At 61.5% G+C, this 18,665-nt stretch carries 17 protein-coding genes; 2 read left to right on the top strand and 15 right to left on the bottom strand.

Going from position 1 to position 18,665, the window contains the following annotated elements; all coding sequences use genetic code 11:
* Positions 1-55 precede the first annotated feature (55 nt).
* The 6 genes from ACLIKD_RS18195 to ACLIKD_RS18170 all read right to left on the bottom strand — a co-directional run bounded on the left by ACLIKD_RS18195 (position 56) and on the right by ACLIKD_RS18170 (position 6,194).
* Positions 56-1,192, bottom strand: a complete 1,137-nt coding sequence (locus ACLIKD_RS18195) for an acyl-CoA dehydrogenase (protein WP_226417882.1) — start codon at positions 1,190-1,192, stop codon at positions 56-58.
* The gene (locus ACLIKD_RS18190) at positions 1,189-2,091 is read right to left on the bottom strand and encodes a DMT family transporter (protein WP_428826132.1); all 903 of its coding nucleotides are present in this window, start codon (positions 2,089-2,091) and stop codon (positions 1,189-1,191) included. The genes ACLIKD_RS18195 and ACLIKD_RS18190 overlap by 4 nt, the downstream gene beginning before the upstream one ends.
* A complete protein-coding gene (locus ACLIKD_RS18185; RefSeq protein ID WP_428826131.1) occupies positions 2,092-3,282 on the bottom strand; it encodes an acetyl-CoA C-acyltransferase in 1,191 nt (396 codons plus the stop codon).
* A 30-nt stretch (positions 3,283-3,312) separates the two neighbouring features.
* Complete coding sequence (gene can / locus ACLIKD_RS18180; RefSeq protein WP_428826130.1) at positions 3,313-4,461, bottom strand: carbonate dehydratase; 1,149 nt, start codon at positions 4,459-4,461, stop codon at positions 3,313-3,315.
* 54 nt (positions 4,462-4,515) lie between these two features.
* Positions 4,516-5,688 (bottom strand): isovaleryl-CoA dehydrogenase, encoded by a 1,173-nt coding sequence (locus tag ACLIKD_RS18175; protein WP_428826129.1) that lies wholly within the window; start codon positions 5,686-5,688, stop codon positions 4,516-4,518.
* Positions 5,689-5,801: 113 nt separating this feature from the next.
* On the bottom strand, positions 5,802-6,194 hold the full coding sequence (locus tag ACLIKD_RS18170) for a MerR family transcriptional regulator (protein WP_428826128.1): 393 nt from the start codon (positions 6,192-6,194) through the stop codon (positions 5,802-5,804).
* Between the two features lie 102 nt (positions 6,195-6,296).
* Here ACLIKD_RS18170 and ACLIKD_RS18165 point away from each other — a divergent pair, with 102 nt between their 5' ends.
* Together ACLIKD_RS18165 and ACLIKD_RS18160 are read left to right on the top strand one after the other, a co-directional pair.
* Positions 6,297-7,337, top strand: coding sequence for an MBL fold metallo-hydrolase (locus ACLIKD_RS18165; RefSeq protein ID WP_428826127.1), 1,041 nt, complete (start codon positions 6,297-6,299; stop codon positions 7,335-7,337).
* A gap of 17 nt (positions 7,338-7,354) precedes the next feature.
* Positions 7,355-9,190: a PHA/PHB synthase family protein gene (locus tag ACLIKD_RS18160; protein ID WP_226417889.1), complete on the top strand. Its 1,836-nt coding sequence runs from the start codon at positions 7,355-7,357 to the stop codon at positions 9,188-9,190.
* A gap of 404 nt (positions 9,191-9,594) precedes the next feature.
* Here the strand turns inward: ACLIKD_RS18160 and ubiT are convergent, their stop codons facing one another.
* The 9 genes from ubiT to ACLIKD_RS18115 all read right to left on the bottom strand — a co-directional run bounded on the left by ubiT (position 9,595) and on the right by ACLIKD_RS18115 (position 18,588).
* Positions 9,595-10,047, bottom strand: a complete 453-nt coding sequence (gene ubiT / locus ACLIKD_RS18155) for a ubiquinone anaerobic biosynthesis accessory factor UbiT (protein ID WP_428826126.1) — start codon at positions 10,045-10,047, stop codon at positions 9,595-9,597.
* 2 nt (positions 10,048-10,049) lie between these two features.
* Positions 10,050-10,952, bottom strand: coding sequence for a U32 family peptidase (locus ACLIKD_RS18150; protein WP_428826125.1), 903 nt, complete (start codon positions 10,950-10,952; stop codon positions 10,050-10,052).
* Between the two features lie 11 nt (positions 10,953-10,963).
* Positions 10,964-11,971, bottom strand: coding sequence for a ubiquinone anaerobic biosynthesis protein UbiU (gene ubiU, locus ACLIKD_RS18145; protein ID WP_428826124.1), 1,008 nt, complete (start codon positions 11,969-11,971; stop codon positions 10,964-10,966).
* 83 nt (positions 11,972-12,054) lie between these two features.
* Positions 12,055-13,029, bottom strand: coding sequence for a septal ring lytic transglycosylase RlpA family protein (locus ACLIKD_RS18140; protein WP_428826123.1), 975 nt, complete (start codon positions 13,027-13,029; stop codon positions 12,055-12,057).
* Positions 13,026-14,138 carry a rod shape-determining protein RodA gene (gene rodA / locus ACLIKD_RS18135; RefSeq protein ID WP_428826122.1) on the bottom strand — a complete coding sequence of 371 codons (1,113 nt, stop codon included), beginning with the start codon at positions 14,136-14,138 and terminating at the stop codon, positions 13,026-13,028. The genes ACLIKD_RS18140 and rodA overlap by 4 nt, the downstream gene beginning before the upstream one ends.
* Complete coding sequence (mrdA, locus tag ACLIKD_RS18130; RefSeq protein WP_428826121.1) at positions 14,135-16,045, bottom strand: penicillin-binding protein 2; 1,911 nt, start codon at positions 16,043-16,045, stop codon at positions 14,135-14,137. The genes rodA and mrdA overlap by 4 nt, the downstream gene beginning before the upstream one ends.
* A 12-nt stretch (positions 16,046-16,057) precedes the next feature.
* Complete coding sequence (gene mreD, locus ACLIKD_RS18125) at positions 16,058-16,579, bottom strand: rod shape-determining protein MreD (protein WP_226417896.1); 522 nt, start codon at positions 16,577-16,579, stop codon at positions 16,058-16,060.
* Positions 16,579-17,511: a rod shape-determining protein MreC gene (gene mreC, locus ACLIKD_RS18120; protein ID WP_226417897.1), complete on the bottom strand. Its 933-nt coding sequence runs from the start codon at positions 17,509-17,511 to the stop codon at positions 16,579-16,581. Before mreC ends, mreD begins: the two co-directional genes overlap by 1 nt.
* Positions 17,512-17,544: 33 nt before the next feature.
* Positions 17,545-18,588, bottom strand: a complete 1,044-nt coding sequence (locus ACLIKD_RS18115; protein WP_226417898.1) for a rod shape-determining protein — start codon at positions 18,586-18,588, stop codon at positions 17,545-17,547.
* Positions 18,589-18,665: the final 77 nt, after the last annotated feature.

Raw genomic sequence — 18,665 nt, 5'->3', positions numbered from 1 at the left:
TTGGGGCGGTCGCGGGCATTTTTTGTTTTTTGCCCGTCGACCGCGGTAGTGCGGTTTATTCGGCGGCGATGCTGCGCCCGATGACCAGTCGCTGGATGTCGTTCGCCCCTTCGTAGATCTGACAGATGCGCACGTCGCGGTAAATCCGCTCGACCGGGAAATCGCTGGTGTAACCGACGCCGCCGTGGATCTGGATGGCGTCCGAAGCGATCTTCTCGGCGGCTTCCGAGGCGAACATCTTGGCCATCGAGGCTTCCTTCAGGCAGGGCTTGCCGGCATCCTTCAACTGGGCGGCGCGCCAGACCATCAGGCGGGCGGCGTCGAGCAGGGTGTTCATGTCGGCCAGTTTGAAGTTGACCGCCTGGTGGTCGATGATCGGCACGCCGAAGGTGACGCGTTCCTTGGCGTAGCGGATGGCGGCTTCGAACGCGGCGCGGGCCATGCCGATGCTTTGGGCGGCGATGCCGATGCGGCCGGCTTCGAGGTTGGAGAGGGCGATCTTGTAGCCTTCGCCTTCCTTGCCGAGCAGGGCCGAGGCCGGGACGCGGCAGTTTTCGAGGATGATCTGCACGGTATCGGAAGCGTGCTGGCCCATCTTGTCTTCGGTACGGCCGACGATGAAGCCCGGCGTGGCGGTCGGGATTAGGAAGCAGGAAATGCCCTTCTTGCCCGCCGCCTTGTCGGTGACGGCGAAGACGATGGCCATGTGGGCATGCTTGCCGGTGGTGATGAACTGCTTGACGCCGTTCAGCACGAAATGGTCGCCGTCACGGTCGGCCTTGGTGGTGATGGCGGCGGCGTCGGAACCGGTGTGCGGTTCGGTCAGGCAGAAGCAGCCGAGCTTCGCGCCGCGGGCCAGCGGTTTCAGCCATTCTTCCTTCTGCGCGTCGGTGCCGTATTTCATCGTGATGCCGCAGGCCAGCGAATTCTGCACCGAGACGATGGTCGAGGTGGCGCCGTCGCCGGCAGCGATTTCTTCCAGCGTCAGGACCAGCGACATGTAGTCCATGCCGGCTCCGTCCCATTCCTCGGGCACGACCATGCCCATGGCGCCGAGTTCGCCAAGTTCCTTCAGCGCTTCGGCCGGGAAGGTGTGGTTCTTGTCCCAATCGGCGGCGAAGGGGGCGAGGCGCTCCTGCGCGAAACTGCGCATCGAGTCGCGGATCATTTCCTGTTCTTGCGTGAGTATCATGCTGTTTCCTTGCTGTAGCTTGTTAGCCAGACCCCGGCGATGACCAGCAGGCCACCAGCCAGCACGGCCAGGCCGAGGTGTTCATTGAGTAGTACCGCCGCTTGCAGCACGGCAAAGACCGGTACCAGATTGACGAAAATAGAAGCCCGCGCCGCTCCCAGCTGTTTGACGCCATCGGCGAACCAGGTGAAGGCGAGGGCGGTGCCGCCGATGGCGAGAAAAAGGACGCTGGTCCATACCCGCCACGACCACTCGGCCAATTCGTTGCCGCCCTGCAGCAGCGCCGTGACGCCGAGCAGCAGCGCCCCGAGCAGGCTGGCCCACAAGGTCGCGGCGAGCGGCGACAAGGTTTTTGTCGCACGGCGACCGATGAAGGTGTAGGCCGTCCAGCACAGCGCGCAGCCGAGAATCAGCCACTCGCCGGTGCCGACCGCGCCCTGCAGCAGGGCCAGCGGATCACCGTTGCCGACCACGGTCAGGCAGCCGGCCAAGGCGACAATGACGCCGGCCAGCTTGCGCGGCGTCATTCTTTCCTGGCCGAGAAACCAGGCGGCCAGTGCGACAAGGACCGGGTTAAGGGCGACAACCAGCGCGCCGCGTCCGGCGGTGATGTATTTCAGGCCGTAGAAGAAGCACAGGGCGTAGATGAAAATCCCCGTGACGGCCAGGCCGGTGACGATTCCCCATTCGCTGCCGGTCCGTGGCCGCGGGATGCGGCCTTCGCTGGCCAGCGCAACGCCGGCCAGAACCAGCCCGGCGAGCAGGAAGCGGAAAGCCGGCACGGCCAGCGGCGCAGTCAGTTCCTGCGCTACGACCCGCCCGGCAATCCAGGTTCCACCCCACATGAACATGGTCGCGATCAGCTTGAAATAGGTAATCGACCCGGCCCGCTGCGGCACTTACAGCAGTTCCACCGCCAGCGCCGTCGCTTCGCCGCCGCCGATGCACAGCGAGGCAACGCCGCGCTTCAGGCCGTACTGCTTCAGCGCGCCGAGCAGCGTGACGACGATGCGGGCGCCGGATGCGCCGATCGGGTGGCCGAGCGCACAGGCGCCGCCGTGGATGTTGACCTTGGCCGGATCGAGCTTGAGGTCGTGCAGCGCGGCCATGGTGACGACGGCGAAGGCTTCGTTGATTTCATACAGATCGACGCTTTCGGCCGTCCATCCGGTCTTGGCGAACAGCTTCTGCATGGCGCCGACCGGGGCGCTCGGGAACAGCGCCGGGACGCCGGCATTGGTGGTGTGGCCGACGATGCGGGCAAGCGGCTGCAGGCCGAGCTTGGCGGCTTGCGAGGCGCGCATCAGGACCAGGGCGGCGGCGCCGTCGGAAATCGACGATGAGTTGGCGGCGGTGACGGTGCCATCCTTCCGGAAAGCCGGCTTCAACGTCGGAATTTTTTCGACATTGACGGCAAACGGGCCTTCATCCTTGTCGACGACGACATCGCCCTTGCGACCGGCGACGGTGACCGGGGCGATTTCCCAGGCGAAGGAACCGTTGTTGCTGGCTTCGATCGCGCGAGTTGTCGAACGGACGGCGAACTCGTCCTGCGCTTCGCGGGTGAAACCGTAAGTGGTCGCACACTCTTCGGCAAAAGTGCCCATCAGGCGGCCGCGCGTTTCCTTGCCGTAGGAGTCTTCCAGACCGTCGAGGAACATGTGGTCCATCAGTTGGCCGTGGCCGAGGCGGTAACCGCCGCGCGCCTTGGGCAGCAGGTAGGGGGCGTTGGTCATCGACTCCATGCCGCCGACTACGGCGACGTTGTACGAACCGGCGAGGATGCCGTCGTGGCCGAGCATGGTGGCTTTCATCGCCGAGCCACAGACCTTGTGGATGGTGGCGCAGCCGGCGGTGATCGGCAGGCCGGCCTGGAGCGCGGCCTGGCGGGCCGGGGCCTGGCCCTGGCCGGCTTGCAGCACGCAGCCCATCAGCACTTCTTCGACCAGGTCGGCGTCGAGGCCGGCGCGTTCGACCGCCGCCTTGATGGCGACGGCGCCGAGGTTGGCGGCGGTCAGGCTGGCAAAGCCGCCCTGGAAGGCGCCCATGGCGGTACGGGCGGCGGAAACGATAACGATCGGATCATTCATGCTGTTTTCTCCTGCGTGCTTGTTATGAAATCAGACTTCCAACGCCTTCAGGGCGGCGTCGTAACGGGTAAGTAAATCTTCCGGACAATCGATGGTGATGCCGAGGTCGTGCACCAGGCCGTCCTTCAGGCCGTAGACCCAGCCGTGGATGGTCAGCTTCTGGCCGCGCATCCAGGCATCCTTGACGACCGGCGTGTGGCACAGGTTCACCACCTGTTCGAGGACGTTCAGTTCGCACAGGCGGTCGTGCCGCTCGCCCTCGGGCAGGGCATTGAGGTGGGCGAGATGCTTGTTGTGCACTTCGGTGACGTTGTGCAGCCAGAAATCGACGATCCCCACGCGGTCGCGGCGCAGCGCGGCCCCGACGCCGCCGCAGCCGTAGTGGCCGACGACCATGATGTGCTTGACCTTTAGGACATCGACGGCGTACTGGATCACCGACAGGCAGTTCATGTCGGTATGCATCACCAGATTGGCGACGTTGCGATGGACGAAGACCTCGCCCGGCAGCAGACCGACGATCTGGTTGGCCGGCACCCGCGAATCGGAGCAGCCGATCCACAGAAATTCGGGGGCCTGCAACTCGGCCAGCTTCTTGAAATAGGTCGGGTCGACTTCACGCATCTGGCTCGCCCAGGCGCGGTTGAAGTCGAACAGGTGGGAGAGGTTCTCGCTGCGGATTTCCTCTTCCGACCAGTTGTCGAGGTCGAGGGCTAGGAACATCGTGCCTTCGACCGGCGTCTGGTAATAGTTAGGCGCTTCGGTGAAACCGAGTTCGCGGTAGAGCTTCACCGCCATCCGCATGTTGGGCAGAGTGTCGATCATCAGCTTGCGATAGCCGATTTCCTTGGCCGCCTTGATCGCCGCCAGCGCCAACTTGGCTCCGACGCCGTGGCCGCGTTCCTCGGGCGCCACATAAAGACGCTTCATTTCGCAGACGCCATCGCTGCCCGGTAGCGGGCGGACGCCGACGCAGCCGGCCGGGCGGCCCTCGACTTCGGCGAAAAACAGCCGGCCCTGCGGTGCGACGTAGGCACCGGGCAGCGAGGCCATTTCCTGATCGAAGTTCTGATAGGACAGGTCGACGCCGAGCCAGGCCGCGTAGTTGCGGAAGAACTGGCGGACGTCCTCGAGGGCATCGGTATCGTTGGCGGTGAGAGTGCGCAGGGTGGCGGGCATGCTGTTCGGCTCCATGTAGCGGCGCCCCGTTCCGGGGGCGCCGGCGGGAGCTTGTTAGGCGGTTTCGGCGAAAAGTTCGCGACCAATCAGCATTCTACGGATTTCGGAGGTGCCTGCCCCGATCTCGTAAAGCTTCGCATCGCGCCACAAACGGCCGGTCGGGTACTCGTTGGTATAGCCGACGCCGCCCAGTGTCTGAATCGCCTCGCCAGCCATCCAGGTAGCCTTTTCGGCCGAATAAAGGATGGCGCCGGCGGCGTCCTTGCGCAGCGTGCGCGAATGGTCGGTCGTGTCGCAGGCCCGGCCGACGGCATAGACATAGGCGCGGGTGGCCTGCCAGGTCGAATAGAGGTCGGCGACCTTGCCCTGCATCAGCTGGAATTCGCCGATCGCCTGGCCGAACTGCTTGCGTTCATGGACGAAGGGCACGACAACGTCCATGCACGCCGCCATGATGCCGAGCGGGCCACCGCACAACACGGCGCGTTCATAATCGAGGCCGGACATCAGCACTTTGGTGCCGTTGCCGACGCCGCCGAGGATATTTTCTTCCGGCACTTCACAATCGTCGAAGAACAGCGGGAAAGTGTTGGAGCCGCGCATCCCCAGTTTGTCGAGGTGGCTGCCGTGGGTGAAGCCCTTCATGTCCTTCTCGACGATGAAGGCGGTCATCCCCTTGGCCCCGGTGGTCGGGTCGGTCTTGGCGTAGACGACCAGGGTGTCGGCGTCGCCGCCGTTGGTGATCCACATCTTGGAACCGTTCAGTACGTAACGGTCGCCTTTTTTCTCGGCTTTCAGTTTCATCGACACGACGTCGGAGCCGGCGTTTGGCTCGGACATCGCCAGTGCCCCGACATGCTCGCCGGAAATCAGCTTGGGCAGATATTTCTGGCGTTGCGCGGCGCTGCCGTTACGGCGAATCTGGTTGACGCACAGATTCGAGTGGGCGCCGTAGGACAGGCCGACCGACGCCGAGGCGCGGGAGATTTCCTCAAGCGCGACGATATGGGCCAGATAACCCATGTTGGTGCCGCCGTACTCCTCGCCAGCGGTCATGCCGAGTAGGCCCATGTCACCGAATTTCTTCCACAGATCGGCCGGAAATTCGTTTACGCGGTCGATTTCTGCGGCACGGGGCGCGATTTCGGCGTCGGCGAAGGCCTTCACCGCATCGCGCAGCATATTGATGTCTTCGCCGAGGGCAAAGTCGAGGCTGGGAATGTTCATGGGTTTGTCTCCGTTCTAGGTTTGTTTTTCAATCCCGAATGGGGATTGGATATTCCGGGCATGGCGTGATTGTATTTACGTTGACGTTAACGTCAACTGATTGCCCAAGTTTTTTACGCGGCATCCCGGCGAGCCAACTCCAATTGGCACTGCTCTTCGAACTGGGCAATTTCGGCCTGCATGGCTTCGATGTCCTCGCGCTGCTGTTCCAGGGCCTCCCGTCGTTTCGACATGACGCGCAGACATTCCATCAGCTGTGGCGTCTCGTCCTCGGTCGAGTTGTACATGCCGATCAGGTCCTTGATTTCGGCCAGCGACAGACCGAGGCGTTTGCCGCGCAGGGCCATCTTCAGCCGCGCCCGGTCACGCCGGGTGAACACCCGCTTGCTGCCCTCGCGGTGCGGCGCCAGGATGCCCTGATCTTCCCAGAAACGAATGGTGCGCGGCGTGATGCCGAACTCGCGGGCGAGGTCGGAAATGGCGAAGATGATGGCCGGCTGGTTCACTTGACTGTCCTTGAAGAAGTCGGCCAAGTAAATCAGAAGAAAGAGGTTTTTTCAATCCGCTACCGTATGGTAATTTGCAGTTCCCGATTCCCGAGTTTGGTCATGTCCCTGCACTACCCGCACGCTGTTCCGCCGTCTGCCGGCGAGTTGATCGAGGTCGCTCGCGGTGTCTTCTGGTTGCGCATGCCGCTGCCGTTTCAGCTCAATCACATCAACCTCTGGCTGCTGCGCGATGGCGATGGGTGGACGATAGTCGATACCGGTTTTCCCGATGACGCGGTGCGGACGACCTGGCAGCAGATCATCGAACGGCTCGACGGGCCGGTGAAACGCTTGATCGTCACTCATTTCCATCCCGATCACCTTGGTCTGGCGACCTGGTTGATGGAACTGACCGGTGCGCCACTGTGGATGACCAGCGGCGAATTTCTTACCGCCCATGTCGTCTGGCACGAAGTTGCCGGACACGGCGCGCGCTTCATGGTCGAGCAGTTCCGCCAGCACGGGCTGGATACCGATCACCTGGCCAAATTCGAGAAACGCGGTTCGGGCTATCGCAAGGCCGTGCCGGCCTTGCCCGAGTACTATCACCGGCTGAAGGCCGGCGATGTGGCGATGGTCGATGGCAAGGGATGGCAGATTCTGATTGGCCACGGGCATGCCCCGGAACATATGGCGCTTTACTGCGCGGAACTTGACGTGTTAATTTCAGGCGACATGCTTTTGCCGAAAATTTCCACTAATATCAGTGTGTTCGCGGCAACGCCAGATGCAAACGCCTTGTCGTGGTTTCTCGATTCGCTGGATGAGCTGGCAGATCAAATGCCAGCCAATACCTTGGTGTTACCGTCGCACGGACTGCCATTTTTTGGCGTACAGCCCCGGGTGGCGGCTTTGCGCGCGCACCATGAAGAACGTCTGCGCGCTCTGGAGATCAGTTGTGAACATGCGCCGAAGAGCGCAGCCGAGTTGCTTGATGTCCTTTTTCAGCGGGCGCTCGATACGCACCAAACGATGTTTGCGATGGGCGAAGCAATTGCTCATCTGAATTACCTTGAACAAGCCGGACGGTTGTCGCGCAGCACAGGCTCCGACGGTGTAATTCGATTCTTGCGGTTGCAGCATCAACCTACCGCGCACTGACAGAGGGAGTTTCAAGTATGTCGCAGCAATCCGAAGAACAGGGCCTGAACCAGCCCAATCCGGCTGAAATAGCCAAAACCTATGCCGAGGTCGCCCAGCGCGCTTCGCGCCTGATCACCCAGTTCATGGAAAAGAAGGCCAAGGACGGCGTCAGTGCCCCGACTGACGAGCTTGGCGTCGCCAAGGCCTTCATGGACCTCTCGTCGCGTCTGATGGCCAATCCGTACAAGATGGCGCAGACCCAGATGAACATGATGTGGGACTACTTCTCGCTGTGGCAAAACACCTCGATGAAAATGCTCGGCATGCCGGTACATAATCCGGTGGCGACGCCCAGCAAGGGCGACAAGCGCTTCAAGGACGAAGAGTGGGAGCAGCATTTCCTGTTCGATTTCGTCAAGCAGTCCTATTTGATCACGGCCCGTCATCTGCATGACACGGTGGCCGGCACCGACGGTTTGGACGAAGCAACCCAGCAGAAGGTCAACTTCTTTACCCGCCAGTACATCGACGCGTTGTCGCCGTCCAACTTCGCGCTGACCAATCCGGAAGTTTTCCGCGAAACGGTCAAGAGCCATGGCCAGAATCTGATCAAGGGCCTGAACAACCTGTTGCATGACGTCGAGTCCGGCGATGGCCAGCTGCGCATCCGGATGACCGACACCTCGGCCTTCGAAATGGGCAAGAATGTCGCGACGACGCCGGGCAAGGTGATTTTCCAGAACGAACTGTTCCAGCTCATCCAGTACAACCCGAGCACGCCGGAACAGAACAAGAAGCCGCTGCTGATCGTGCCGCCCTGGATCAACAAGTACTATGTGCTCGATCTGCGCGAAAAGAACTCGCTGGTCAAATGGGCTACCGATCAGGGGCACACCACCTTCATCATTTCCTGGGTGAATCCCGACGAGCGACTGGCCAAGAAGTCTTTTGAAGACTACATGCTCGACGGCTCGCTCGAGGCCATCAACCAGGTCTGCGCCCAGACCGGCGAAGATAGCATCAACGTCGCCGCCTACTGCATTGGCGGCACCCTGCTGATGTCCACGCTGGCCTACATGACCGCCAAGAAGGACAAGCGCGTCAGTTCCGCCACCTTCTTCACCACCATGCTCGACTTCTCCGAGCCGGGCGAACTCTCGGTCTTCCTCGACGAAGGCGCCATCGAAGGCCTGGAGAAGAAGATGAGCCAGCGCGGCTTCCTCGAAGGTTCGGAAATGGCCGGCACCTTCAACATGCTGCGTGCCAACGACCTGATCTGGTCCTTTGTGGTCAATAACTACCTGATGGGCAAGGATCCGTTCCCGTTCGACCTGCTCTACTGGAATTCCGATTCGACGCGCATGCCGGCCGCGATGCACAGCTTCTACCTGCGCAACATGTATCTCGAGAACAAGCTGGTCGAGCCGGGCGGCATTACGCTGGGCGGCGTCAAGATCGACATCAGCAAGGTCAAGACCCCGTGCTACTTCATCTCGACCATCGAAGACCACATTGCCCCGTGGAAGAGCACCTACATGGGGGCGCGTCTGCCCTCCGGCCCGACCAAGTTCGTCCTGGGTGGCTCCGGCCACATCGCCGGCATCGTCAATCCGCCGGCCGCCAACAAGTACGGCTTCTGGACCAATGAGGCGACCGACGGCAATCTGCCGGCCAGTCCGGAAGATTTCCTGGCTGGCGCGACCCAGAACGCCGGTTCGTGGTGGACGCACTGGGACAAGTGGGTGACCAGCCTGCCGGGCGGCGCGGCCAAGGTCAAGGCCCGCAAGCCGGAAGACGGCACGCTGAAGGTCATCGAAGAGGCGCCGGGCAGCTATGTCAAGTTCCGTCTGGATACCCAGAAGAACGACTGAACAGGCTTGTTCGCCTGAAACGATGAAGACGGGAGGCTGCGGCCTCCCGTTTTTTCGAACTCGATTTGAGCCAGGGTGTCTGACCGGTAACATCCCTGAGGAGAACGATCATGCTTTCCGAGTTCCCTGTGGTTACCGTACACATTCCGCCCATCTTGCGTCAGTTTGCCGATGGGCATCAGGAGGTCATGGCCAGCGGCGAAACGGTCGGCGACATTCTGCAGGCGATCGGTCGCGAATATCCGGCTTTCCATTCGCGCTTGATCGGGAACGACGGTCGCCTGGCGGCCGGCTTGAACGTCTATCTTGGGTCGACCAGCATCGGCCGGTTGCAGGGTTTGGCGACCCCTGTCCTGCAGGAGGAACTGGTCAGCATTGTGCCGACCGGTGAGCTTCCCGCCGGCTTAGCGGCTGGTCAGGGGCAAACGTGGCAGGCTGGGCCACTCGACGGCGTCGAGCATGTTCTTGACGACCAGTCCCAGTTCGGTATCGCCAGTAATCTCCAACTCCCGGTTGAAGAACAGCGTGTCGGGGTCCTCCTGGCGGGCGAGCAATTGCAGGTAGGCGGAGAGGTTTGCGGCAAAGGCGAGGTCGGGCTCGCGGTCGGGGTGGAAAACCGGCCGGAACATGCCATTTCTATAGGTGTATGAAGCCTCGCCGCCGGTATCGTTGATGCGCACCCGGAAGAGCTTGTCTTCGAGCAGGCTCAAGCCGTCTTCCGCCAACAGTTTCATCTTCAGCGCGGCATTCAGCCCGGCGACCAACACGATGACGTGCGGCCATTGCGGTAGGCGCTGACCGAGGCTGGCGACGAAGGTCGGCAGGCGAAATTTCGGGATGGTGAAACTCGGACTCATGGTCATGCTCCCAGTTGGGCGAGGGCTTGCGTGTGGCGCTGGACGATCCCGGCGTCGCCGAACCAGTAGCCATCAACCAGACCGCTGGCGTTCCAGGACGTGCTGTCGACGCTGACCGGTTTGCCGTGGCGGGCGCTATCGAAGGCGTCGATGATGGCATCGATGTGTTGCTTCTGCGGGCTGATCCGGACGATATCGATGCCCATGCCGAGCATCTCGGGAATTTCGTGCAGCAGGTTGTAACACTGGGCCGACATTGTCTGGATGCCGTTGATGGTCAGGAAATCCTGTCCGTCGCGGGTTTTCAGGGTCAGTCCGTCAGCATGATCGAGGCACTTGAACTGGCAGTCGTCCTTGTTCAGGTCGTAATGCCGGGCGGTAAAGCAGCGGGCCGAGAAGGCGAGCGGGATCTTGCCGAAGACGAAAACCTCGGTTTCGACCCCGTCCGGCTTGCTCCGGTGCAGCGTTTCGACCAGCGTCCGGGTCGCTTCCAGCGGCGGCACCCAGCGCTTCAGGCCGTAACGGGCGAAGGTGGCGAGCGTCGTTTCGTTGTAGATGTTGAGGTGCGGGCCGGCGACGAAATCCTGGCCATGTGCCAGATTGACCGCCCCGAGGTCATTCGCTTCGAGCATGCAGCCGGCGTCGTCGATCAGCCGGCGCAGCGCCTTGAGGTCGCTCTCCGATTCGAGTAAGGCCTGGGCCGAGACGACGACCTGTTTGCCGGCATCGGTCAGGTCGCGGGCCAGGCCGATCCAGTCGGCCGTGCGCAGTTGCTGGCGGCGCGAGCAGACGACCTCGCCGACGTAGATGATGTCGAGAGCCGGGTTCTGCGCCATTTCGGCGTAAAACTCCATGACTTCCGCCTTGGACCAGAAGTAGAGCAGGGGACCTAAAGATAATTTCATCGGGGGTTTCCTCAGCGCCAGGGCCGGTTGTAGGCGCCCAGCGTCGCCTGGCTGCCTTCGGAGACCTTGGCCAGTTCGGCTTGCCAGGCGGGTTTCACGTGGAACCGCTCACTGCCATCGGCCAGCGAATCGAGTGCGGCGCGCAGGGTGCGGGTGACCTGGGTGACGTAGGCTGGGCTGCGTTGGCGGCCCTCGACCTTGATCGCCCGGACGCCGATCTTGATGATTTCCGGAAGGATCGGCAGCACGTTCAGACTGGTCGGTTCTTCCAGTGCGTAATAGGTTTCGCCCTCGACCTCGAAGCGGCCCTTGCACAGGGTCGGGTAACCGGCCGGTTCGTCATCGCCGAAGCGGTCGATCAGGATGCCGTTGAGGCGGGTTTCCATGGCGCCCGGTTTCTTGTCCCACTTGACGTACTTGGCCGGCGAACAGGCCCCGACGGTGTTGGGCGATTCGCCACAGGCATAGGAGGAAAGCCAGCAACGGCCTTCGTTCATGACGCACAGGCTGCCGAAACCGAAGACTTCGATTTCCACCGTGGTGTTTTTGATGACGTTCTCAACCTGCGCCAGCGTCAGGACGCGTGGCAGGACGGCGCGCTTGATGCTGAATTCGCGCTGGCAAAAATTAATCGCCTCGTAGCTGGTCGCCGAACCCTGAACGGAAAGGTGCAGGCGTTGCTGCGGATGGCGGTTGCGCGCGTAGTCGAGCAGCCCGACATCGGCCAGGATCAGCGCGTCGACGCCGTGGTCAACCGCCGCGTCGACGGCCTTCTGCCAGTCGGCGACGCGGCCGGCCTGGGGGAAGGTATTGATGGCCAGCAGTACTTCGCGGCCCTTGGCATGGGCGTAACGGATGCCGTCGGCCATACTCTTCGGGTCGAAATTGAGGCCGGCGAAATTGCGGGCGTTGGTATCGTTCTTGAAGCCGAGATAGACGGCATCGGCGCCGTTATCTACCGCAGCTTTGAGGGCCGGCAGGCTGCCGGCCGGACAGATGAGATCGGGCAGCGAGCTCATGGGAGATATCCTGAAAGGCAAGCAGGGCAGTATAGCCAGCGACTACGTCAGGCCATTGATCCTGGTCAAACGGAGACGCTGAATTAGCGGCTGACGACCGTCGGCTTGTAACCGAGGGCGGTGCGAATCTTGTCGGCGATCCGGTCGGCATCGTCGCGACTGGCGTAAGGACCGAGCTGCAGGCGATGGATGTTGCCGCCCGGCTGGACGCGCATCGGTTCGGCCAGCCAGTCGAGTTCGCGGGTCAGGTGATTCTTCAGGTTTTCGGCATTGTCGGCATTGGCGAACGCGCCGAGTTGCAGATAGATTCCCGTCTGCTTTGTGCTCGGCACGGGCTGTTGCTCAACCGGAGAGCGCGTCGCCAGGCGCTCGATTTGGTCGTTTTCAGCCGCCGCCGTTTTTGCCGGCGGCGTCAGTTGCGCATAAGAGGTCGTGCCGAGTTCGCCGGGGATAACGGCTTCGACCTCGACCTGGCCGCTGCCGCCGTTGACCAGCCCGAGTTTGTAAGCGGCGGTATAGGAAAGGTCGATGACGCGGTCGGCATGGAAGGGGCCGCGATCGGTGACGCGCACGACGACGGCCTTGCCGCTCTGGGTATTGGTGACCCGGACATAGGACGGCAGCGCCAGCGTCGGATGCGCGGCGGTCATCGCGAACATGTCGTAAGGCTCGCCGATCGAGGTCTTCTGGCCATGGAATTTCTTGCCATACCAGCTGGCGATGCCGCGCGCCCGGTAGGGCTTGAGCGCGGTATTCGGGACGTATTCCTTGCCGAGAACGACATAGGGTTTGGTGGCCGGTTTGTGTAACGGCTCCCATTTCGGTTCGGCATCCGGAATGTCATCGAGGCCATCCGGGATGTCGTCGGCCGGACCATCGTCCTTGTAGAAGCCGCCACCCTTCTTCAAGGTCACTCCCGGCTTCCGGGTCGGCGTTGGCGTTTTCGACGATGCCGTTTTCTGACCATTCGCCGCGACATCGTCAGGCGTCCTCGGCGAACTGCCGCAACCGGCCAGCAGCAGTAGCGCGATGGCAAAGGGGGTCAGGCGCAAGATCATTTCTTGACCAGCATCCGATGAGTGTGAATGGACATCAGCATACCGATGCCGAGGAACAGTGTCACCAACGCTGTGCCGCCATAACTGATGAAAGGCAGCGGGACGCCAACCACCGGCAGGATGCCGCTGACCATGCCCATGTTGATGAAGGCGTAGCTAAAGAAATTCAGTGTGATCGCCGCGGCCAGCAGGCGAGAGAAAATGGTTGGCGCGGCGGAGGCGATGATCATGCAGCGTCCGATGAGCAGCGTGTAGAGAAAGACCAGCAGGAGATTGCCGAGCAGGCCCCACTCTTCCGAATAGACGGCAAAAATGAAGTCGGTGTGTTTTTCCGGGATGAATTCGAGATGGGTCTGGGTGCCGTTCAGGTAGCCCTTGCCGGACAGCCCGCCGGAACCGATGGCGATGGTGGACTGGATGATGTGGTAGCCGGAGCCGAGCGGGTCGGTGGTCGGATCGATCAGGGTCATGATCCGGCGCTGCTGATAGTCGTGCAGGGCATTCCACAGCAGGGGGGCGGCACCGGCCGCGGCGGCGGCGAGGCCGAGGATTATTTTCCACGGCAGGCCGGCAAAGAAAATGACGAAAAATCCGGCCCCGCCGACCAGGATCGCGGTACCGAGATCTGGCTGCTTGGCGATCAGGCCGAACGGTATCAGCAGGAGCAGGGCCGCGACGGCGAAATGCTTCAATTTCAGCGTCGCTTCGTATTTCTGGAAATACCAGGCGAGCATCAGCGGCATCGCAATCTTCAGGATTTCCGATGGCTGGATACGGGTGATGCCGATCGACAACCAGCGCCGGGCGCCATTGACCTTGATGCCGAAGAGAAAGACCGCGATTAGCAGCAGAACCCCGATGATGTAGAGGGGAACGGCAAAATTCATCAGCTTCTGCGGCGGCATGCGCGAGACGATCCACATGATGACCAGGGCAATGCCCATGTTGCCGGCCTGGGAGAGCATCCGGTGGGCGCTGTCGATGGTTGCCGAATTGACCGTGGCCAGCCCGACCAGCATGATCGCAGCGGTAATCAGCAGCAGCGGAAAGTCGATGTGGGCCGTGGCGTTGAGCCACCAGCGCTTGAGGGTGCCACTGATGTCCATCATTCGACCGGGTCCTCCTCGAGCGCCTCGGCATCCTCGGGCGCGGCGCCGGCCGGCAGTTTGCCGAGCAGGTAGTAGTCGAGCACCATGCGGGCAATCGGCGCCGCCGACTGGGCGCCGAAACCGCCGTTTTCGACCAGGACGGCAAGGGCGATCGTCGGTTTTTCGATCGGGGCGTAAGCGATGAACAAGGCATGGTCGCGCAAGTGCTGCTTGACCGAGGATGTCTTGTAGTCGGAGCCTTTCAGCGAAAAGACCTGGGCCGTCCCGGTCTTGCCGCCGGCCAGGTAAGGCGCGCCGGCAAAGGCACGGGTGCCGGTACCTTCCTTGATGACACCGAGCATGGCGCGATGAATCACCTCGAGGTTTTTTTCCTTCCATTGCAGGTCGCGGACTGGCTTCGATTCGACCGGACGCTTTTCGGAAGTGCGGGTATCGATGATGTGACGAACCAGATGGGGGCGGAACATCACGCCATTGTTGGCCAGGGTCGCCGTGGCGTGGGCAAGCTGCATCGGCGTGTAGGCGTTGTAGCCCTGGCCGATGCCGATGGAGATCGTTTCGCCGGCATACCATTTCTGCTGTTCCGGCCGCTTGAAGCGCTGCTTCTTCCACTCCTGCGAGGGCAGCACCCCTTTCGATTCGGCCAGTTCATCCTTGCCGAGATCGATTCCGGTGCGCTGGCCGAAACCCATCTGGCCCATGAAGCGGGCAATGGTGTCGATGCCCATGTCGTTGGCCAGCGAGTAATAATAGGTATCGCAGGAATGGACGATGGATTTGTACATGTCCACCATGCCGTGGCCCCCCTTCTTGTCGTCGCGGAAGGTGTGGTTGCCAAAGGTGAAGAACCCGGGGTCGCTAATCGCCTGCTGCGCCGTGCGCTTGCCGGTCTCCAGCGCGGCCAGTGCCATGAAGGGCTTGAAGGTCGAGCCGGGCGGATAGGCACCGTTGATCGCCCGGTTGATCATCGGCTTGTCGGGATGGTCGTTCAGTTCCTTCCAGTTTTCCGGCGAAATGCCATCGACGAAAAGGTTCGGATCGTAGGTTGGATTCGAAACCAGGGCGAGAACACCGCCACTGGCCGGGTCGATGGCGACGAGCGCACCCTTGCGATCACCGAAGGCTTTTTCGGTGATTTCCTGCAGCTTGATATCGAGCGTCAACTGCAGGTTGTTGCCGGAGACCGGCGGAATCCGCTTCAGGCTGCGTACGGCGTGGCCGCCGGCGTCGATTTCGACCTGCTCGTAACCGGTTTCCCCGTGCAACTCGAATTCATAACGCTGCTCAAGGCCCGTTTTGCCGATATGGTCACTGCCTTTGTAGTTGGCCTGTTGTTCAGCTTCCTCGATCCATTTGAGGTCGCGGTCGGTAATTCGTCCGATATAGCCAAGCGCATGCGAAGCCACCGTGCCCATTGGATACTGACGGAACAGCCGGGCCTTGACCTCGATGCCAGGGAAGCGGTAACGCTGGGCGGCGAAGATCGCCACTTCGGCGTCGGACAAGCGGGTTCGGATGGGAATCGATTCGAAGTTCTTTGCTTCTTCAAGCAGGCGCTTGAAACGTTTGCGATCCTTGGGCTGGATTTCGATGATCTCGGCCAGCGAGTCGATCGTTTCTTCCAGGTTGGCGGTCAGCGAGGGGGTTATTTCCAGCGTGAAGGCCGAATAGTTGTGGGCCAGCACGATACCGTTGCGGTCGGTGATGACGCCGCGGTTGGGGACTATCGGAATCAGCGCGATTCGGTTGTCTTCGGCACGGGTCTGGTAAAAGTCGTGCTGAATGACCTGCAGCCAGAAAAAGCGGGCGATGAGCAGGCCAAAGGCGAGCAGTACGACAAACACCGCGATGCCGAGGCGAAAGCGGAAACGTTCGACGTCGCCTTCAGGATTGTGAAAGTTGCCCACTGACCGCTCGGCTTAAATCGGTCGGTTCGGATCCTGGTGAACCGGCCGGTATTGCGGCAGGAGCAGGATGAAGGTGGCAGGAATCCAGAGCAGGGTGGCGATCAACGGGCCAATGAAATAGCCCCAGCCCGGAAAGTCGGCCCCCACGGCAAGGCGCATCAAAGCCTGAATGACCTGGGCGGCAACGAGCAGCGGCATGACCTGCAGGGCCTGCTGGAACAACGGAAACCAGAGCAGGCGCCGGGACAGCGAGGCGGAAACGTAGGCGAGCAGGACATAGGCGAAGCAGTGCTGGCCGAGTACGGCACCATCGGCGACATCCATTACCAGGCCCAGCACAAAGGCCCAGCCCATGCCGACCCGCCGGAATTCGCGCACGCTCCAGAAGCACAGCACCAGTGCCACCCAGTCCGGCATGCCGGGCCAGTGTGCGGTCGGCAGGAAGTTCAGCAGGGCCGCGCCGATCAGGCTGAAAAAAATGAACCAGGGCCGGACCGGCAGCAGGATGCGGGAGGAAGAAAAAGTCGGTTGCATCAGTTTGCGTTCATCGCCCGTCGTTTGTTCAGGCGGCTGCCTTCGCCACCGACCGTGCCGCGACTGGCGGCTGCCGGCGGCGCGGGGGGAAGCGGCTGGCGCCGGTCAAGTACCATGACTTCGCCAAAGTTTTCAACGCCGGCCACCGGTAGGCAGAAGATGCGAGCGAAAGAGTAGGCGCTGTCCCGTTCGATATTGACCACTTTGGCGACCGGGAAGCCCGGCAGATAGACGCCGTCAAGACCCGAGGTGACCAGTACGTCGCCGACCTGAATATCGGCGTTGGTCGGCATATAGCGCAGTTCGAGCTGGCCGTTGCCGAGGCCGAAGACAACGGAACGCTGGCCGCTGCGGACAATCTGCACGGGGACCGCCTGATCCTTGTCGGTGATCAGTGTAATTTCAGCCGAGAAGGCAAAAACCCGGGTCACCTGACCGACGACACCCGCTTCATCGATCGTCGGTTGACCGGCAATAATCCCGGACTGCTGCCCCTTGTCCACAATCACTTTGCGCGAGAAGGGGTCGCGTGCCGTATAGAGAATCTGGGCAACCTGTCCCTTGGCCTTTTCGCGCTCCTTGACCTCGAGCAATTTGCGCAGGCGCCCGTTTTCCGATTCGAGTTGGGCCACGCGCTCCAAGTCGGGAGCGCTCGTCAGCTTGGCATGCTTCAATTCGTTGTTTTCGCTTTGCAGCGCCCGCATGCCCTGCAGGTAGGTCGCCGCATAGTCGACCAGGCTGCCCGGTGTCTGGGCGATGCGCTGGACCGGGTCGACGATGAGGGCGATGCTCTGGCGCAACAGATCGAGGCTGCGGAAACGCAGGTCCACGACAAAGATCGCCAGGGAAATGGCGATGTAGAAAGTCAGAAGAGCCAGCGGTGCTGGCCCTTGCTTGAAGAACGGCGGTGGTGCGTGGTCGATTCCGGCCATCGCAATCAATCCTGCTCGGCTGCGGTCGATGGGTTAATCCGAGGCGAAAATACTGCCCAGTTTGTCCATCTTTTCCAGTGCCATGCCGCAACCGCGGGCAACACAGGTCAATGGCTCATCGGCAACGATCACCGGCAAGCCGGTTTCTTCCATCAGCAGACGGTCGAGATCGCGCAGCAGGGCGCCGCCACCGGTCAGTACCATACCTTTTTCGGCAATGTCGGCACCGAGTTCAGGCGGGGTCTTTTCCAGCGCGGATTTCACGGCGGAAACGATCTGGTTCAGCGGGTCGGTCAGCGCCTCGAGGATTTCATTGGAGGAAATCGTGAACTTGCGCGGGATGCCTTCGGCCTTGTTGATGCCGGAAACTTCCATTTCCTTGACCTCGGCGCCCGGGAAGGCGGAACCGATGTTCTTCTTGATGTTTTCGGCGGTGTTCTCGCCGATCATCATGCCGTAGTTGCGGCTGATGTAATTGATGATCGCCTCGTCCAGTTTGTCGCCGCCGACCCGCACGGAACCGGCATAGACCATGCCGCCGAGCGAGATGACGCCGACTTCGGTGGTGCCGCCGCCGATATCGACCACCATGGAGCCGGTTGCATCGGAAACCGGCAGGCCGGCACCGATGGCGGCAGCCATTGGTTCTTCGATCAGATAAACCTGGCTGGCGCCGGCGCCGATCGCCGATTCGCGAATGGCGCGGCGTTCGACCTGGGTCGAGCCGGAGGGTACACAAATGATGATGCGCGGGCTCGGACTGAACAGCTTCGAGTCATGCACTTTCTTGATGAATTGCTTGAGCATCTGCTCGGTGACGGTGAAGTCGGCGATTACGCCATCTTTCATCGGCCGAATGACAGTGATGCTGCCGGGGGCCTTGCCGAGCATATCCTTGGCTTCTTTACCGACGGCCTGGATGGTTTTCTTGGCATTGGGACCGCCTTCAAGGCGGATGGCGACGACTGATGGCTCGTCGAGCACGATACCGCGGCCACGCACGTAAATCAGTGTGTTGGCCGTACCGAGGTCGATAGCAAGGTCGTTGGAGAAGTATTTACTGAGGAAACCGAACATCTGTGACTCCGCGAGGGGGGGTGCGGTAGGGAAAACTTTTATGATACCTTATAACGCTTTCCATTTTAAGACTTTGT

It is taken from the genome of Azonexus sp. IMCC34842, assembly GCF_050368855.1.
Classification (GTDB): domain Bacteria; phylum Pseudomonadota; class Gammaproteobacteria; order Burkholderiales; family Rhodocyclaceae; genus Azonexus; species Azonexus denitrificans_A.
This window is presented reverse-complemented; position numbering and strand designations above follow the sequence as displayed.

What these genes read in the sequence shown, in the direction of transcription:
- ACLIKD_RS18140 (WP_428826123.1), bottom strand. Translation starts at nt 13,029, where the DNA reads ATGATCTTGCGCCTGACCCCCTTTGCCATCGCGCTACTGCTGCTGGCC.
- mreD (WP_226417896.1), bottom strand. Translation starts at nt 16,579, where the DNA reads ATGCAACCGACTTTTTCTTCCTCCCGCATCCTGCTGCCGGTCCGGCCC.
- ubiU (WP_428826124.1), bottom strand. Translation starts at nt 11,971, where the DNA reads ATGAGCTCGCTGCCCGATCTCATCTGTCCGGCCGGCAGCCTGCCGGCC.
- ACLIKD_RS18115 (WP_226417898.1), bottom strand. Translation starts at nt 18,588, where the DNA reads ATGTTCGGTTTCCTCAGTAAATACTTCTCCAACGACCTTGCTATCGAC.
- ACLIKD_RS18165 (WP_428826127.1), top strand. Translation starts at nt 6,297, where the DNA reads ATGTCCCTGCACTACCCGCACGCTGTTCCGCCGTCTGCCGGCGAGTTG.
- ACLIKD_RS18185 (WP_428826131.1), bottom strand. Translation starts at nt 3,282, where the DNA reads ATGAATGATCCGATCGTTATCGTTTCCGCCGCCCGTACCGCCATGGGC.
- ACLIKD_RS18195 (WP_226417882.1), bottom strand. Translation starts at nt 1,192, where the DNA reads ATGATACTCACGCAAGAACAGGAAATGATCCGCGACTCGATGCGCAGT.
- ACLIKD_RS18160 (WP_226417889.1), top strand. Translation starts at nt 7,355, where the DNA reads ATGTCGCAGCAATCCGAAGAACAGGGCCTGAACCAGCCCAATCCGGCT.
- rodA (WP_428826122.1), bottom strand. Translation starts at nt 14,138, where the DNA reads ATGATGGACATCAGTGGCACCCTCAAGCGCTGGTGGCTCAACGCCACG.
- mreC (WP_226417897.1), bottom strand. Translation starts at nt 17,511, where the DNA reads ATGGCCGGAATCGACCACGCACCACCGCCGTTCTTCAAGCAAGGGCCA.
- ACLIKD_RS18150 (WP_428826125.1), bottom strand. Translation starts at nt 10,952, where the DNA reads ATGAAATTATCTTTAGGTCCCCTGCTCTACTTCTGGTCCAAGGCGGAA.
- ubiT (WP_428826126.1), bottom strand. Translation starts at nt 10,047, where the DNA reads ATGAGTCCGAGTTTCACCATCCCGAAATTTCGCCTGCCGACCTTCGTC.
- ACLIKD_RS18175 (WP_428826129.1), bottom strand. Translation starts at nt 5,688, where the DNA reads ATGAACATTCCCAGCCTCGACTTTGCCCTCGGCGAAGACATCAATATG.
- can (WP_428826130.1), bottom strand. Translation starts at nt 4,461, where the DNA reads ATGCCCGCCACCCTGCGCACTCTCACCGCCAACGATACCGATGCCCTC.